General features: G+C 50.7%; 12 protein-coding genes. 5 read left to right on the top strand and 7 right to left on the bottom strand.

The window, feature by feature from the left end; genetic code table 11:
• The first annotated feature begins 47 nt into the window (after nucleotides 1–47).
• From N3Z11_RS00150 to N3Z11_RS00140, 3 genes are all read left to right on the top strand, one after another.
• Nucleotides 48–875, top strand: coding sequence for a mechanosensitive ion channel domain-containing protein (locus N3Z11_RS00150; RefSeq protein WP_260655107.1), 828 nt, complete (start codon nucleotides 48–50; stop codon nucleotides 873–875).
• Entirely contained in the window at nucleotides 872–1,612 is a 741-nt protein-coding gene (locus tag N3Z11_RS00145; protein ID WP_260655106.1) for a YdiY family protein, read from the top strand. The genes N3Z11_RS00150 and N3Z11_RS00145 overlap by 4 nt, the downstream gene beginning before the upstream one ends.
• A gap of 179 nt (nucleotides 1,613–1,791) precedes the next feature.
• Complete coding sequence (locus N3Z11_RS00140) at nucleotides 1,792–5,754, top strand: PAS domain S-box protein (protein WP_260655105.1); 3,963 nt, start codon at nucleotides 1,792–1,794, stop codon at nucleotides 5,752–5,754.
• 91 nt (nucleotides 5,755–5,845) lie between these two features.
• On the opposite strand, the gene N3Z11_RS00135 is transcribed toward N3Z11_RS00140, so the two are convergent.
• From N3Z11_RS00135 to N3Z11_RS00105, 7 genes are all read right to left on the bottom strand, one after another.
• On the bottom strand, nucleotides 5,846–9,319 hold the full coding sequence (locus N3Z11_RS00135) for an SbcC/MukB-like Walker B domain-containing protein (RefSeq protein ID WP_260655104.1): 3,474 nt from the start codon (nucleotides 9,317–9,319) through the stop codon (nucleotides 5,846–5,848).
• A complete protein-coding gene (sbcD, locus tag N3Z11_RS00130) occupies nucleotides 9,316–10,596 on the bottom strand; it encodes an exonuclease subunit SbcD (protein ID WP_260655103.1) in 1,281 nt (426 codons plus the stop codon). Before sbcD ends, N3Z11_RS00135 begins: the two co-directional genes overlap by 4 nt.
• 97 nt (nucleotides 10,597–10,693) lie before the next feature.
• On the bottom strand, nucleotides 10,694–11,314 hold the full coding sequence (locus N3Z11_RS00125) for a glutathione S-transferase family protein (RefSeq protein ID WP_260655102.1): 621 nt from the start codon (nucleotides 11,312–11,314) through the stop codon (nucleotides 10,694–10,696).
• Nucleotides 11,315–11,436: 122 nt separating this feature from the next.
• Nucleotides 11,437–11,811, bottom strand: a complete 375-nt coding sequence (locus N3Z11_RS00120; protein WP_260655101.1) for an MmcQ/YjbR family DNA-binding protein — start codon at nucleotides 11,809–11,811, stop codon at nucleotides 11,437–11,439.
• Nucleotides 11,812–12,180: 369 nt separating this feature from the next.
• Nucleotides 12,181–12,732: a hypothetical protein gene (locus N3Z11_RS00115; protein ID WP_260655100.1), complete on the bottom strand. Its 552-nt coding sequence runs from the start codon at nucleotides 12,730–12,732 to the stop codon at nucleotides 12,181–12,183.
• A 32-nt stretch (nucleotides 12,733–12,764) separates the two neighbouring features.
• Complete coding sequence (locus N3Z11_RS00110) at nucleotides 12,765–13,655, bottom strand: type VI secretion system tube protein Hcp (protein ID WP_260655099.1); 891 nt, start codon at nucleotides 13,653–13,655, stop codon at nucleotides 12,765–12,767.
• Nucleotides 13,656–13,690: 35 nt separating this feature from the next.
• The gene (locus N3Z11_RS00105; RefSeq protein ID WP_313771318.1) at nucleotides 13,691–14,242 is read right to left on the bottom strand and encodes a type VI secretion system tube protein Hcp; all 552 of its coding nucleotides are present in this window, start codon (nucleotides 14,240–14,242) and stop codon (nucleotides 13,691–13,693) included.
• Nucleotides 14,243–14,891: 649 nt separating this feature from the next.
• On the opposite strand from N3Z11_RS00105, the gene N3Z11_RS00100 reads away from it, so the two are divergent.
• Entirely contained in the window at nucleotides 14,892–16,211 is a 1,320-nt protein-coding gene (locus N3Z11_RS00100; RefSeq protein WP_260655098.1) for a tetratricopeptide repeat protein, read from the top strand.
• 226 nt (nucleotides 16,212–16,437) lie between these two features.
• Nucleotides 16,438–17,118 (top strand): glutathione S-transferase family protein, encoded by a 681-nt coding sequence (locus N3Z11_RS00095; RefSeq protein WP_260655097.1) that lies wholly within the window; start codon nucleotides 16,438–16,440, stop codon nucleotides 17,116–17,118.
• Nucleotides 17,119–17,163 lie beyond the last annotated feature (45 nt).

Here is a 17,163-nt window from a genome sequence, read left to right as displayed (position 1 = left end):
AGCTGCAGCTGTGTTGTCTTTTTACTTTCTTCAGAAGGAGTTTTCCGTTGTTTGACCAGATGATCAGTTACCTCAGCAAAAATCAGGACTTTTTGCTAAATTCAGCCTTTAATTTATTGATTGCTCTCGTTATTTTTTATATAGGCCGCTGGCTGGCACTGGGTGCCGCCCGGTTGGTCAGCAAAGCTTTGTTGTTACGTAAAGTTGACCGCGCTGTGGTGTCTTTTTTATCCAGCATCGTTTATGCCGGTGCTCTGATTGCTGTGGCGCTCATTGCTTTGTCGCATCTGGGCATTCAAACCACCTCTTTTATTGCCATTTTAGGTGCTGCGGGTTTGGCGATCGCGCTGGCGCTGCAGGGCTCCTTGTCTAATTTTGCCTCGGGCGTGCTGATTATTATTTTCCGGCCTTTTAAAGCCGGTGACATGGTAGACGTAGCGGGTATCAGCGGCGTGGTGGAGCGTATTGATATTTTCCAGACCATTTTTAAAACCGGCGACAACAAAAAAATTATTGTGCCCAACTCCCAAATCACCGGCGGGCCCATTATCAATTATTCAGCAGAACCACGCCGTCGCATCGATTTAGTGATTGGCATCAGCTACGACTCAGATCTGCGTCTGGCCAAACAAATTCTGCACGATATTCTGAGCAATGACCCCAGGATACTGAAAGACCCGGCCGCTGTGGTTGCCGTCAGCGCGCTGGCTGACTCCGCAGTACAGCTTGTGGTGCGCCCCTGGGTGCAGGCAGCGGATTACTGGCCGGTCTACTGGGACATTCTGGAAAAAGTAAAACTGGATTTTGACCACCAAGGGATTGAAATCCCCTTCCCGCAGATGAGTTTACATATGAAAAAAGAGGTTAAGGAATGAACAACCGCATCACATCCGCACTGACCCTGATGCTGTTTAGCGCTCTGGCGCAGGCAGCAGAAACACCCAAAGTCTGGACCACTCAGGCTGAACTGGGCGCCATTATGACGTCGGGCAACACCAAAGGTAGCTCGGTCACCGGCAAAATTGACAGCAAACAGGAACTGACCCAATGGAGCAATGAATACAGCCTGGGCGGTTATTTTAAAGAAGACGAAATCACCGACGCCGACGGTAATACCAGTACGGAAAAATCTGCAGAACGTTATTTTGTGTCGGCCAAAGGCGGTTATAAACTGGACGATGATTTTGCCAAGCTGTACATCCTGGGCTCTTACACCGACGACACTTTTGGTGCTTATCAAAAATACAGCCTGGTTTCTGTGGGTTATGGTGATCGTTTGTATCAGGATGACAACAAAACCCTGGACGCGGAAATTGGTCCGGGTTATTTCTCTGGCCGCACCGCCAACGATGTCACTGAAAATGGTCTGATGCTACGTACAGCAGCCAGTTTTAACTGGGCATTTTCCACCACAGCCTCATTTAAACAAACGCTGAGTGTGGAATACGGTGAGGAAAACACCAGGACTGTGGCTGAATCTGCCGTCAGTGCCAGCCTGATTGGCAAAATGCAGATGAAAGCAGCGTTTTTAGTGCAGAACGACACTGATGTCCCGCCCGGCAAGAAAAAAACCGACACTCTGACCTCCTTAACTTTTGTCTACGCTTTTTGACCTTATGTCGGGAATGGCGGCCGCCATTCCCGATTTTATTGGTCATTCCAATAGCTTGAACTACGCTTAACCACAAAATCATACCGATTTTGTTTCCTAAGTTGCGGTTGCAAACCACGCCTTATTAGTCGGAGCCCGCCGGGCAGGTTTGCAGCACCACCAGCGAACAAGGCATCAGGATGATGTGGCACCAAAGCACAGAACCAGCTCAACAACATGATATCTACCCACAAATGGCCGTCGTGGTCTTTGTGCTGCTGGCTGTCTGCTGGCTGACAGAACTGGATCTTTGGTTGCTATCCGGCATGATGACAACACAACAAGCCAGTCAACTGCATCAGGTGAATGGCTGGTTATTATTTTTACTCTGTACCGGCCTGTTGTTTTGGCTGCTGCGCCTGTATCAGTATCAAAGCCACAGGGCCGCCGTGGCCAGTCAGCATTTTCAAAGTACCTTTGCCCAGGCCGCGGTGGGCATGGCCCATGTGTCGTTAACAGGTCACTTTATAACGCTCAATCAGCGATTTGCCGATATGCTGCAGTACTCTGTTACCGAGCTGACCGGCCGCAGTTTCCATGACATCACCCATCCTGACGATCTCGCCGCCGATCTGACGCTACTGTCGGCACTCAATCGCGGTGCTATCGAACATTACGACATGGAAAAACGTTACCGCCGTGCCGATGGTGTGTTTTTCTGGGCCAATTTATCGGTATCAATGCACAGAGCCCCTGAACCCGAGCAGAGTTATTATGTGGCCGTGGTGGAAGACATAGACGCCAAAAAGCAGGCAGTGCTGGCGTTAGAATCCAGTATGGCGCAGGTGCAGTTGCTGCTGGATGCCACAGGCGACGCCATTATTGGCCTGGCCCAAAGCGGTGACATTACTTTTGTGAATCAGGCGGCTTTAAGCCAGTTGGGTTACCAACAGCCACAACAACTGCTTGGCCTGCCGATGCTGACCATTATCGCCAAACAAAAATCAGCACTTTCGGTATGGCGCGACATTGCCGCCACACTGCAAAAACCTCAACCCCAGAGTGGTGAAGCCGACTTATTACTCAACACCAATAACGAAGTGATCCCCTGTGCTTACCGTGCTATCCCGGTGCCACCATCCCAGGATGGCACTGTGCTGGTGTTGTGTTTTCAGAACATCCGCGAAAAACGTAAACAACTGTCCAAACAACAGGCCCAGAGTCATTTATTGCATCGTTTGCTGGACAATATTCCATTAACTCAACTGCTGACCGAACTGGTGAATTTTGTCGAACAGCAACAACCTGGCCTGCGCTGTTCTATTTTGCTGGCCGACTTACAACGCCAGTGCCTGCGAGTTGCCGCCGGCCCCAGCCTGCCGGCTGAATATAACGCCAAAGTGGATGGACTGCCGATCCGTTATGGCAACGGCAGCTGTGGCACAGCTGCTGCCACAGGCCAGCCGGTGATAGTAACAGATGTACGGCAGGACATGTTATGGCAGGAATTTCAGGCGATCGCCGCGCCTTATCCCTGGTTGCGCGCTTGCTGGTCCACGCCCTTTTTTAACAGTCAGAAAACGCTGCTGGGCACCTTTGCCATTTACCTGGTAGAAACCAGGGCGCCCAATACGGAAGAAATTGATTTAATTCAGTTTACTGTTAGTCTCGCCGCTTTTCTGGTCGAGCGCAGCGACGCCAAAGCCATGCTGGATTTATTATCCAAAGCGGTGGAACAAAGCCCGGTTGCTGTGGTGATTTGTGACCCTGACGGCACTATCAGCTATCTGAATCAACAAGTTGAGCCTGTCACCGGCATCGCGGAAGCTCAGCTGCTGGGTGCAGCGCTGCCCAGCCTGTATCCGCCTCAGTTACGCCAGGAAATCCTTCATGCCATGGCACAACTCAAGGCAACAGAGGAGCCGGTGCGCGGTCAGTATCAGCTGCAAAGACCCGACCGCAGTAGCTACTGGCAAGCTTATTCATTACGCCGCATCCTCGACAGCAATCAGCAGCTCAGCCACATTTTGCTGGAAATTGAAGATATCAGCCGGCAAAAACAGGCAGAACAACAGTGGCAGGACAGCGAACTGCGCTTTCGCACCTTATTGGACAACACACCGGAAATTGCAGTGCAGGGTTATGAAGCTGATGGCACCACTTTTTACTGGAACAAAGCCAGCGAGCGTATTTATGGTTACAGCAAAGAAGAAGCTATCGGGCAAAATCTGCTGCAACTGATTATTCCGGCAGAAATGCAGCATGATGTGCGCTGCGCCATCAGCCAGATGGCTGAAACCGGCGAGCCTATCCCCTCGACTGAACTGTTGTTACAACACAAAGACGGTCATCTGGTGCCGGTGTATTCCGGCCACGCCGTAGTGAAACTGCACGATAAAGCAGCGCAGATTTTTTGCATGGATCTGGATTTAACGGAACGTAAACAACAGGATGAAAAACTCAGACTGTCAGCGGCGGTGTTTAACAGCAGCCGGGAAGGCATCCTGATCACCGACACGCAAAAACGTATTATTTCTGCCAATCCGGCACTGCAGCAACTATTTGGCTATAGCGAAAGCGAACTGATTGGTCATACACCGGCGATTTTCCGCTCCGGCCGCCATCCGGCCGAATTTTATCAGCAGATGTGGCAAATGTTGCAGGAACAACATTACTGGCAAGGCGAAATTCTGAATAAACGCAAAGATGGTGAGTTATTGCAGCTGCAGCTCAGTATCAGTGCTGTGTTTGATGAGCAACAGCAAATCAGCCACTATGCCGCCATATTCACCGATCTGTCGCAAATCCGGGCCACCGAAGCTGAAATGGAGTTTTTGTCCGATCATGACGAGCTGACCCATTTGCCAAACCGGCATTTATTTTTGCAACTGCTGGAGCAAAGTTTAACTCTGGCCCGCACAGAACAGCACAAAGGTGCGGTGTTAATCCTTGATTTGGACCACTTTAAACATGTGAATGACAGTTATGGCCATCACCTGGGTGACCAGGTGCTGCAACAGGTGGCACGCAGGCTGAAACAACAAAGCCGGCCCGGTGATTTACTGGCGCGTCTTGGCGGTGATGAATTTGCCATGCTGTTGCCACAACTGGCCGAGCCGGAAGAAGCCGCTACCCTGGCTGCTGCGCTGATTCAGGCTTTGTCACAACCTTTTGTACTGGGCAGTCAGTTTGAGGTGACATTGGGTGCCAGTATTGGCATCTGTCTGTTTCCTGAACATGCCGACACCACAGCGGCGCTGATGCAAGGCGCCGACTCGGCTTTGTATAAAGCCAAAGCAGAGGGGCGCAACACCTTTACCTTTTATGCGGATGCTTTTACCCAAGCCGCGCGTGACCGGCTCACCATGGAGTCAAATCTGCGTAAAGCCATCCGCCAGGGTCATCTGCAAGTGTATTATCAGCCGCAGCTCGACATCAGCTCCGGCCGTATTATCGGCGCTGAAGCACTGGTACGTTGGTTTGACCCGGAACAAGGTATGATCTCCCCGGCCCGTTTTATTCCGGTCGCTGAAAGTTGTGGTTTGATCAACGACATCGGCAGTTTTGTCCTGCTGCAAAGTTGTGCTCAGGGGCAACGCTGGCGCGAGCAGGGCTGGTGCGATCTGACGCTGGCGGTCAATGTGTCGCCCAGCCAGTTTAAACGTTTTGATATGAAAGCTCTGGTGCGTGAAACTCTCGCCAGCACAGGGTTTCCGGCGGCAGCACTGGAGCTGGAACTGACCGAAAGTGCGCTGATGGAAAACGAAGAAGCGGTGATAGACACACTGAATCAACTGCGCGGTTTGGGGATCCGGCTGGCGATTGACGATTTTGGCACCGGTTATTCGTCGCTGGCCTATTTAAAACGTTTCCCGTTGGATGTATTAAAAATCGACAAAAAATTTATTGATGATATTCCCAGCAGCAAAGACGATATGGCTATTGCCACCGCTATTATCGGCATTGCCCATACCTTAGGTTTTAAAGTGCTGGCAGAAGGGGTGGAAACCGCCACCCAACTCGAGTTTTTACGCCAGCAGCACTGTGACCATTATCAGGGTTACTTGTGCAGCCCGCCGCTCTGTGCAGAAAAATTTGAGCAGCTGCTGCGCCAGCAGCAAGCCGCCACCAGCCCGCAGTCCACCAAGGTTCTGACCCACTAAAACCTGGGGCTGCCAGCCGTACTCAGACAAAAAACATCAGCCGCGCCCGGCAATCTCAATCGGGCAATTAGGTGGGCACTCAGGCGGGCACTCAGGCGGGCAAAATCAGCTGGCTCCAGCCTGAACCTGCTTGTTTTTGCACTTTGATCTGCACCGGGATCCGCTCTTTCAGCGCTTCAACATGGCTGATCACGCCAATCATTTTGCCGCTGCTTTGCAGACTATCCAGCGCCGCCAGCGCAGTTTCCAGCGTGTCCGGGTCTAAAGTGCCAAAACCTTCATCCAGAAATAACGATTCGATCCGGGTTTTATGGCTGACTAGATCGGATAACGCTAAAGCCAGCGCCAGACTAACCAGAAAACTCTCACCGCCGGATAAAGTTTTGGTGTCGCGCAACGCGTCGGCCTGCCAGCTGTCCAGCACCTGTAATTCCAGCTCACTGTCGGCTTTGCGGCATAACTGATAACGGCTGTGTAATTTGTCCAACTGCCGGTTGGCCAGTTTTAGCAATTGCTGCAGTGTTAAACCCTGGGCAAAACGGCGGTACTTGGCACCATCGGCCGACCCTATCAGGCTGTTCAGCTTTTGCCAATCCTGATAAGTGTCCTGCTGTTGTTGCAACTGCTGATACAACGCCTGCTGTTGCTGTGCCAGCTGTTGTTGTTGTTTTTGCTGCTGCCGGATTTCACCCAGTTGCTCGCTGAGCTGTTGCTGCTGTTGTTGTAACTGTTGTTGCTGTTGTTCCAGCACAGCAAGTTCCGGCAAATCTGCTGTTTTGCTGGCTTCCAGCGCCGTCAGCTGTTCAGTGGCCTGCGCCAGCAAGGCTTTGGCTGAGGTTTCAGCGTCCTGCAACTGCTGTTTTTGTTGTTGTAACTGCACCAGCTGCGCTTCACTGAGCTGAGCAGTAATAAAGGCAATTTCAGTAGCAAAAGGACTGGCCGCCAGCGCCTGCTGCCATTGTTGCTGCGCCGCCGCCAGCTTCAGGTCGTGCTGCTGTTGTTGTACTGACAAACTTTGTTGCTGACCCAACAGCTGCGCCAGCTGCTGCTGTTGCTGCTGCCACAGGCTGATGTGCTGTTGCAGAGCCTGCTGCAGTGCTTCGGCCGATGCAGCCTGAGCTGACTGTGGCACTTGCTGCTGCCCATCTACGCCCTGCTCTGCGCTGATCGCCTGCCAGTGCGCAGCTTCTGCCTGCACCTGACTGAGCAGCGGTGTCAGTTGCAATAACTGCTGCTCCAGTTGTGTGCGCTGCAGTTCCTGTTGTTGCCAGCCTTTCAGCTGCGCCTGCCAGTGCTGCTGACGCTGTTGCAGCTCTGTCAGCCACAAGGCGCCGGGCTTTTGTGCAACGGGCGCGTCACCCAGTATTTGCAACTTCGCACTGAGCGCCTGCAGCTGTGTTTCCAGTTCAACGCTAAGCCGCTGCTGTTCATCCTGATGTTGTTTTTGCTCTTTTTGCAGCTGCAGGTAGTGCTGGCGATCCAGCGCAAGTTGCTGACTAAGTTGTTGCACATTCAGCTGTGCCTGCTGCAACTGTTGCTGCGCCGCTAACAGCTGCTGCTGACTGTGCTGATATTGCTGCAGCTGCTGCTGGATTTGGGCTAATGCCTGGCTCAGCTGTTGTTGCCGCGCTTCCAGCGGCGCCAGCGCCAGACTCTGCGCACTCTGTTGCACCAGCATCAACAGCTCAGCGGGCAGGGTCAGGTCCTGCAGCTGGCTGCGGATGTTCTGCTGTTGCTGCTGCAGCTCCTGCTGTTGCTGCCGCCAACTGGCAAGCTCGGTCTGCAACCGGGTTTGTTGTTGCTGCGCTGTTGTGCCCTGCTGTAAATATTGCTCCAGCAGCTGTTTGGCCTGCTGCAGCGCCAGCTCAGCGGCATTGGGGCTGAGCTGCTGATAAGCCTCAACGGCCGGATGGTCGGCACTGCCACACAGCGGACAAGCTTCCCCTGGCTGCAAATTGGCCCGCAGTGCCGATAATTCGGTAATTTTCAGCTGCTGCTGAAAAATAACTTCTTTGTCTTTGACCACTGCTTCCTGCTGTTTATACGCCTGACGCAGCTGTGTCACCTGCAGCTCCAGCTGCTGTGAGCGCTGTTGTTGCTCACTACTTTGTTGTTGCAACTGCTGCACTTTGGCCTGCAGTTGGCTGAGCTGAGTCAGTTGTTGCAGCGCACCAGCCAACACAAACTGCTGTTGTTGCAGTTGCTGCTGTTGTTGCTGCAAAGCGCCGGCATCCAGCTGTTGCTGCGCCGCGACTAACTGCTTTAGCTGTTGTTCAGCTTTGGTTTGTTCAGTCGCAAACTGTTGTTCCTGCGCCTTTTTCTGCCGGCCTGCCAGCGACAGCTGCTGAAGCTCAGCCTCAAGTTTTTGCTGTTGCTGCGCTAAATGGGCCAGTTGCTGCACCCGCTGCTCAGCCTGCTGCCAGGCCGGTTGAAAAGCGGCCAGTAATTCGGCCAGCATGCCGGCAGAAAGGCGGCCGGCCAGCTGCTGCTCTAAAGTGGCCAGCTCAGCTTTGTATTGCTGGTGCTGCTGCTGCAACACTGTGTGGCGTTCAGCGCTCAACTGAGCAATCAACACCAGACTTTGCTGCTGCGCCTGTGCCAGCGGCTGATATTGTTGCTGCCATTGCTGCAGTTGCAGCTGCGCCTGTTCCTGTTGCTGCCTGGCCTGCAGCAGCGCCTGATACAAAGGTTGCAGCCGCGTGACTTCAGGGTAAGTGTCCAGCTTGGCCAGGCCCACTTTGGCCTGCGCCATCGCATCTTGCGCCTGCTGCAGTTTTTGCCCGGCCTGCTGCTGTTGCAACAAGGCCTGCTGCTGTTGCTGCCACCAGTTTAACTGCGGCACCAACCTTTGTTGTTGCTGTTGCAACTCTTGCTGCGCCGCGCTCAGTTGTTGTTCCTGAGTTGCCAGCGCTGCTAATTCTTCAGCACCCAGCAATTGCATGCCCTGTAATCTGGCCTGAGTGAGTTTTTGTTCGGTTTCCAGCTCACGGCATTGGGCAAACACCTGCATCGACAGCTGACCATAAATTTCGGTGCCGGTCAGCTCTTCCAAAAGCTCAGCTCTTTCATTGGCGCTGGCATTTAAAAAAGCGGCAAAGTTGCCCTGCGACAACAACATAGAGCGGGTAAAACGGGCAAAATCCAGCCCGGTTAATTGCTCGGTCAGTTTTAGCTTTTCCGAACTTTTGTCGGTTAAAATCTCACCGTCCAGTTTGGCCAGCTCTACTTTGGCGGCCTGCAGATTACCGTCCAGCGCACCACGGGAACGGCGCTGACTCCAGAATGCACGATACCCCTGACCCTGCACCGAAAATTCCACTTCGGCCAGACATTCAGCACTGTGCCGGCTCATCAGCTCGTTACTGCTCTGACTGAGCAGCTTTAATCTGGGTGTTTGGTGATAAAGCGCCAGACAAATGGCATCCAGCAGCGTACTTTTGCCGGCGCCTGTCGGGCCGGTAATGGCAAATAAGTTCGAAGTGGCAAACGCCGGGTCGCGAAAATCAATTTTCCATTCCCCACGCAAGGAGTTCAGGTTTAGCAGCCGAAGCGACAGAATTTTCATCCGGCCACCCCGCCTGCATTGTCAGCGCTCACAACCACAGTTTGTTGTTCGGCCAGCTGCGCTAACGCCAGCTGATGCAACTGGGTTAAACGCTGATTCAGCTCAGGCGTCAGCTCTTCCTGCAGCAATCTGGCGCTGAACACATCAGCAACAGTCAACTCCTGTAATGAAGGGTCGGCCTGTAATGAGGGTGCAGCGCCGCTGCGCCTTTCCCGGCGCAGTTTTAATAGCTCAACCGGTAAATCAGCCAGCTGCTGCTGTAATTGCAACTGAACATCCGACAACAACACATCTTCACCACTAAGCACCAGCTCCAGCCACAAAGTTTGCCCGGGCGCAAGCTGCAACAGCGCCGGCTGGAGTTTAGTGGCTAAAGAAGCCAAGTTAGAAGTCAGGCTCAGTAAAGGCTGAAAACAAGGCACCTGAATACTGCGAACCTCAGGCTTGGCGTTCTCTGGGTTGAACTCAACCAGCAGCAGCTGTTTTTGCTGACTGGCTTCATCAAAACTTAGCGGGATAGGCGAGCCGCAATAACGGATAAATTCAGAACCCGCCACTTTTTGCGCCTGATGAATATGACCCAGCGCTATATAGGCAAAAGGGGGCAAGGCGCTGGCCGGTAAAGCTTCCAGCGTGCCGATATAAATTTCCCGCACCGACTCTGTGCTGCTGGCACCTACTGTAGTCAGATGGCCGGTAGCAACAAGCGGCAGCTCTTTGTTGCCAAGGGCTGTGGCGTAGTCGGCTGCCCCCTGATACAGCTCCTGATAAAAACTGCCGATTTGTTGTTGCAGCTGCAGGCTTTTATCACTGGCACTCTGGCCAGCCTGACTTTTACCATCCTGGCGCTGTGACAAATCTCTTGGCCTTAAAAAAGGCACAGCCGCCAGCACAGCGCCCACTTCGCCATTTTTACGTTTTAACGCAATAAGGTGTTGCTGAATATCGGTTTGATAACCCGGCACCACCTGGGTGTGCAGATATTTGAGTAAAGCGGCACTTTCCTGTAACACAGCCACGGAGTCATGATTGCCGCCCAGCAGCACCAATTGCACGCCGGTTGGCTGTAAATCCACAATCAGCTGATGGTAAAGTTCGCGGGCATAACTGGGTGGGGTGGCGCTGTCAAAAATATCACCGGCCACCAGCAACACATCAATGTCGAGCTGGATAATTTGTTGTTTTAACCAGCGAAAAAACGCCTGATGTTCAGACTGACGGCTTTTGCCAATAAAAAACTGGCCAAGATGCCAGTCGGAGCTATGCAGGATCCGCATAAAAACCAAGCCCTGAGAAATAATCAGGGCTTATCATAACCGTAAAAGTGGCAAAAATGCAGAAGCTCAGGCCGCTTGCCCGGCTTGTGCCACCACATCAGGCCAGTTTTGCCGCGTCTGCTGCGTCTTTCGCCCGCGCCATAATAACCGCAGGGCGCTGCAAAAAACGTTCAATATAAGCAGCCACTTCCGGCGTTTTGGCCATCAGGCCAAACTGGGTGATCCAGCTTAATGAAGAACCCCAGAGCACATCGGCAGCGGTAAAACGCTCGCCCAGCCACCAGGGGCCTTTACTGAGTTGGGTGCGCACCAAAGCTTCCACCGTTTCAACACTGCCATAAGCACTCATACCGGGCGAGCCACCATCGCGTTTTTGCGCTTTATCGATCATGGCCGGTTCAAAACTGCTGCCATAAAGCGCCAGCGCCCGTAAATAAGGACCACGCAGCGGATCGCCCACTGAAGGGCTTAAGTTTTTGCCAGGTGCCAGCTCAGCTAAAAACTGCACTATGGCAATTTGCTCACTGACCACTGCATCGTCTGCCAGCAAGGTTGGCACTTTGCCAAGCGGATTGGCTGCCAATAAGGCTTCAGGTTTGTTTTTAAAATCAACCAGTTCAATAGCACAGGGCAGTTCAAGTTCTTCCAGCAGGATGCGGATACCGGACGAACGGCTTTGTGGGTTGTGAAATAACTTCAGTTGCGGGCAGTGTGTCATTTGAGTTTCCTTTGACAGTAAAAGACCTGCCATACCTTAACCGCAGAACATTACAGCAACCAGCGTGAAAACAGTCATTTTTTTCAGCGCTCTGGCAATTTCCGCCTTTTTGCCATTTGGTTTCAGGGCTGGCTCAGGCGTGGTCTTTTTGCTTTGGGCAAAGTATTGACCACCAGCTGATAAGACTGCTCAATCATGCGTTTGACTTCGTTGTCCGGCACCGACTTATCCAGCAACACCGTATTCCAGTGTTGTTTATTCATATGGTAACCCGGTGTAATGGCCGGGAAAATTTGCCGCAGCATCAAAGCTTCGGTTGGGTCGCATTTTAAATTCAGGCTGGCCACTTTAGCCGGAGTGCCGGGTACCAGGTTTTCACTTAAAATAGCGAATATTTTCCCAACCACCTTGTACACATAAATATCGGGGCCAAAAGGGAAATCTTCGCTACTTTGCAATTGCATCAGGCAATAATCACGGCATTGCTGAAAATCCATTCCACATCACTCCATTGCTTCTGTTTTTTACACCATACACAAATCGTTGGCCCGGTGCAGTTAAACCCCAGCCATGTGCCAGCATTTTGTGCCAAAAAGCCGCCCTGTCGCGACAGCATCATATCGACAACAAGGACGACTGCGCTGAGGGCTCTCCTTGTGACTGTCACTGATAAAAACAGATGACAAGACATGTGGCACCATGTCAGTGCGCAAGAAAAAGCCCGGTCTTCTGACAGGGCTTTTTAGTGCACACACTGTATTTTCACGCCGGCGAGGTAAAACAACCGGGCAAAACCAGGCCTTTAAACGGCCAACAAAGATGCTACCTCGACGGTTCGCCCCCGCCTTTTATCTGTATCGTCCTTATCAGATTCGGCGGCGAATTAACGCTAAAGGGCCTTTGCGTTTTAACAGCAGACAGATAAACCCTGCCGCAAACAACCACAATACCGGGGGCTGTGGCACTGCTGTGATCTCCACGTCACCAAAATCAAGCAGTGTCGGCTCCAGCGCATCGGGGTCATACACTTCAAAACTCTGCATTATGGGTAAATATTGTCCTGAGAACTGATATCGCACCACAAAGTTGGTCAGGCTTTGTCCGATGCCAATACCATCGCCAAATGAAAAGGCGTCGACAAAACCATCGCTACTGAGGAAGGGTTCAACTGAGAATACATCCCAGTCCACACCGACTTCCGCAGTTGGGATATAAACCAGATTGCTGTAATGATTAAAATCAAAATAAATGGTGAACCATTTAATCGCAGAGCCGGTGTTATTGTTGATGGTGTAACGCGACTCCCAACTATTGCCGGAAATATTTGAGGTGGTCGCAGTAATGATTGTTGCCCATGCCGGCTGAAAGCTAAGCACTAAGTAACAAATAAAACTAAATAACATCTTTTGCATACTCATATCGCTTCCTATTTTTAATGCAGGCAAACTGCCTACTCATATGAAACTAAAGAATAGATAGGGTCTTCTAACCTACAATCGCGATCGACCGGGGTGTACATGGTTTCTATGCTGGCGGTATTTAATGTGACATATTCGGCCAAATTATCCACGCCACCGGACGCACTGGCACTTAAAGAGGTGACCAGCACCTGATTTAACGTTATCGCGTATTGTGTATATTTATTACCACCACAGGATTTGATGACATCAATCTGGACTTCGTCAAAATAACGACCTGATGCGATCGCCATTCTGAGTGGCAGACTGGCTGAATCTAACAGTTTAGTCACGCCCACATCACCCAAACTAAATGTCCCTGTTGTGGTTCCACCTTGATGGGTTGTGCCTGTATTTGACGAGCCTTCTGACCAGGCCAACAGCTCAATCCAGTCTTTATGACTCTTATGAACGACGTCACCTTTGATCACATGATTATCGATACGCATAAAAATACCGACCGCAGAGGGTGCGGACACAGGCGGCGCCAGCTCTCCATTCACTTCCCATTTCAGATCCGCCAATGAATAACTCTGGCGCAGATCAATCTGGATAGTAAATTCATCGCTACTTGTTGCACTTGCATTGGGTGCTAACACCCCAAAACTCAGGTTACCGTCAATCACCTTGATGTTCGGGGGGGTTGAAATTAATTTCGCCGTCACATTTTTGATTTCAACTGCAGTCAAATTGGTTGCGACAGCCCTGATACTGTATTCGCTGACTGTTCTGGTTACCCGGCGGGAACTCACCAAAGTAAAATTATTGTGATCGATGACAACTTTTGTATCAATGTTTTCAGCCACTGCAAAACCAGACACGAACATTGTTGTACAAATACACAAGAAGAACATTCGCAATAGAATATTTGGCAATAGCCTCATTTAATGTACTCCTCCAAAATTGGCTTATTGAGTAATTAAAGAGGTTTATTTTCTGGAATATTCCAACCCGCCGTTACTTCGGCACCATTTGGTTTGATATAAGTCCAGCGTACCTCTGCAAAATTAAGCGTAAGATTTTCAGTCAGACGATCTTCACCGCCACTGCCACCAGCCGAGACACTACTGATCAGGATATTTTTCATTTCAATTTTAAAGAAAACCTGCGGGATCTCACCGCCACTTCTGACCGTGAGTATGGCGCTTGGAATAATAGAACCGCTGCTGATATATTGGCGCAACACTGGACTAGAGCTATCTAAATACTTGGTAAAACTGATGTCCTGTACATTCACTTTCCCTGCGCCGGCTCCACCTCCCAAATGGGTGGTGCCCGATTGGGACAGCCCTTCAGACCAGGCAAGAATATCAACACTTCCGATGTTCGCTTTGTCCGTCGTTTCGCCCGGAATGCCTTCTATCTTTAAAAACATATCAACAGCAGCCGAAGCTGTAATGGGTGTGATCAGTAAGGTGGTCGCAGTGGCTATTGTAAAAACATATTGAGCAACAAAATGTCCTGTTTTCATAAATCACCTTTGGTTATGTTATTTTCGATTATCTATCATCAAGTTAAATGAATTTTCCATACATCGGGACCTCTGGGACTACTGCAGTTCCTGATGGACAAGACTTGAGGGCAAGCCGGTGTCTGAATGTTGTGATTCAATAAACTGACAGGCTTGATTCTGGCGGAATAAAATATTTAATACTCAGATAATAATTTAAACATCACCACCGTGCGCGGCGATGCATATTTGAAGCCACAGATTAAAAACAAAATAAAATTAGTTATTTACAATATTTTATTACTCAAAACCAAATGAAGATTGCATAAAAACCTGACATCAGCGCCTAATTTTATTTACGCTTATTCAAAAATTACCACCACCGAACAATTAACATTCATATTACCTAAATTTACAAAAAGCATAATTTAAAATAAGAGTATTGGCATTTGTGCCTCAATATGAAAATTTATAAAAAACACAACCAAACAATAATGCCGGTATCCGTCCATTCCGGCGTTCTACTTTTAAATGTTTTTCTGGCCAGACCGGTGTTTATTTTTAATGCCAGGGTCTATAAAGGTTGAGCACCTGCTGATAACGCACAGGTCGTGTCACCAAATAAAGTGAACATAATAAATGTAATAAAAATGAATCAAAAGGGTTGCATATGTCGACCAGCAAGCAGAATAAAATTACTAATGCCATCGCTGAAGCCCGAACGCTGCACAAAAATGGCCAATTACCTCAGGCCATGGCGGCATACAAAAAAATATTGCGCACAGCACCCAGCCAACCAGACGCATTACATTACTTAGGGCTGGCGTTTTATCAGACAGGCCAACCTGAGGCTGCTGTTGCCCATATACTGCGCTCGCTATCGGTCGCTCCACTGTATTTGGATGCAATGAACAACTTAGCCAATATTTACAAAGAAACCGAGCGTGTTGCCCAGGCGCAGGCGCTGTACACACGAGTGCTGGCCGTAGCGCCTAACCATGTTCAGGCGCTGGTGAATATGGCGGTTGTGTTACGTGAAACCAAACACACAGGCGACGCGCTGAAGTTTGTCCAGCGCGCTTTGTTTATCCAGCCTGATCATTCAATTGCCCTGCATACGCTCGGCAATATTTATGCAGACATAAAACAATGGGCTCAGGCTGAGCTTGCCTTTCGGCGGGCATTGTCACTGGATCCACACAACAATGTGACAACCATTCGTCTTGCCCAGGTTCTGCACAAATCCGACCGCCCGGCCGAAGCTATCGAACTGCTGCAGGCGCTCCTGATAACAAACCCAAAGGATGCCATGGCACAGCATTTACTGGCGTCCTACAGCCATCAGGATATTCCACAAAGGTCATCAGATTCATATATAAAACAAACCTTTGACAGCTACTCTGCTTATTTTGACCAGGCGCTTGCTCAGTTGCAGTATCAGGTGCCAGAACTAATCTGTGAACAACTCATCGCCAGCGCTCAACAGTTTGCCGCGCCAATCGACGTTTTGGATATTGGCTGCGGTACCGGACTCTGCGCGCCCTATGTGAAGCAACTGACCCGTAGCCTTGTTGGGGTGGATTTGTCCGGGAAAATGCTGGCCAAAGCAGCGCAGCGTCAACTCTACGACGAGCTGCATGAAGCAGAGTTGTCTGATTATATGCAGCACTGCGCCAGACAATTTCACTACGTGATCTGCGCTGATACTCTGGTTTATTTTGGCGATCTGCAGCAGGTTTTCGCGAACGTTTTTCAGGTGTTGCAACCAACCGGCTTTTTTATTTTCAGCGTCGAACAGTATCGCAGCAGCGAAGCAACACCTGCCTATCTCTTGCAGGAAAACGGGCGTTACTGTCACCAACAGCGCTATCTGTCTGCAGCACTGCAAGGCGCAGGTTTTAGCATCAAGCTGATGCAAGACATAGTCCCCCGGCTTGAAGGGGGTCAAGATGTCGATGGTGCTCTCGTTGTGGCACAAAGACCGGCTTAGTCTATAGCCAAGTAACCACCGGACTGGCGATTTTGCACCCAAAAACAACTACGCTTCCTCAGCCCTGATTTCAGCGAACATCAACAAGAAGGCCAGGCCACGACCTGAGGGTAACAATGGCACCCACACCGAACACAACAGATATTCACAAATTTACCAGGGTTCAGCGCTTGAGCACGTGCTCTGAGCGGCGTACTGTAATCACTTCATCAGCAAGGAGGTGTTTGTGTATCAGCTTTATATCGCCAATAAAAACTATTCGTCCTGGTCGCTGCGGCCCTGGTTATTACTGACCGAACTGAACATCCCTTTTACCGAGCAGCTACAGCAGTTTTTGCCGGATAACTTTGCCAACTTCAGCCGTTTTTCCCCCACCGCCAAAGTGCCTTGTTTGCACGACGGCGAGACTGTGGTGTGGGAATCGCTGGCGATAGTGGAATATTTAGCAGAGCGACACCAGGGCGTCTGGCCGGCAGATGCCAAAGCCCGTAACTATGCCCGTTGTGCTGCCAGTGAAATGCACGCCGGTTTTTCTGCGCTGCGTAATATCTGTGGCATGAACTGTGGTGTCAGGGTCAAGCTGCATCAGTATCCGGCGGCTTTGGCCAAAGATGTGCAGCGTATTGATGCCTTATGGCAGCAAGGTTTAACTGAATTTGGCGGGCCTTTTTTAGCCGGCAACAGCTTTAGCGCTGTAGATGCGTTTTTTGCGCCTGTAGTGTTTCGCATCCAGAGTTATGGTCTGGAGCTGAGCGCTCCTTCCATGGCCTATGCCAAACGGATGCTGGCCTTGCCCGGTATGCAAAGCTGGTACGAAGCGGCACTGAACGAAAGCTGGCGCGACGAAGGCCATGAAGATGAAATGCGGGCAGCTGGCATCATAAAGTCTGATTTACGGCTGGGTTAAGTTGCCGCTGCACTTTTGATAAAAAACCGGCGCTATCAAAGCGCC

The organism is Rheinheimera sp. 4Y26, from assembly GCF_025245835.1.
In the GTDB taxonomy this organism is placed as follows: domain Bacteria; phylum Pseudomonadota; class Gammaproteobacteria; order Enterobacterales; family Alteromonadaceae; genus Pararheinheimera.
Note: the sequence above shows the minus strand (reverse complement) of the source record. Positions and strands in the feature narration are given on the sequence as shown.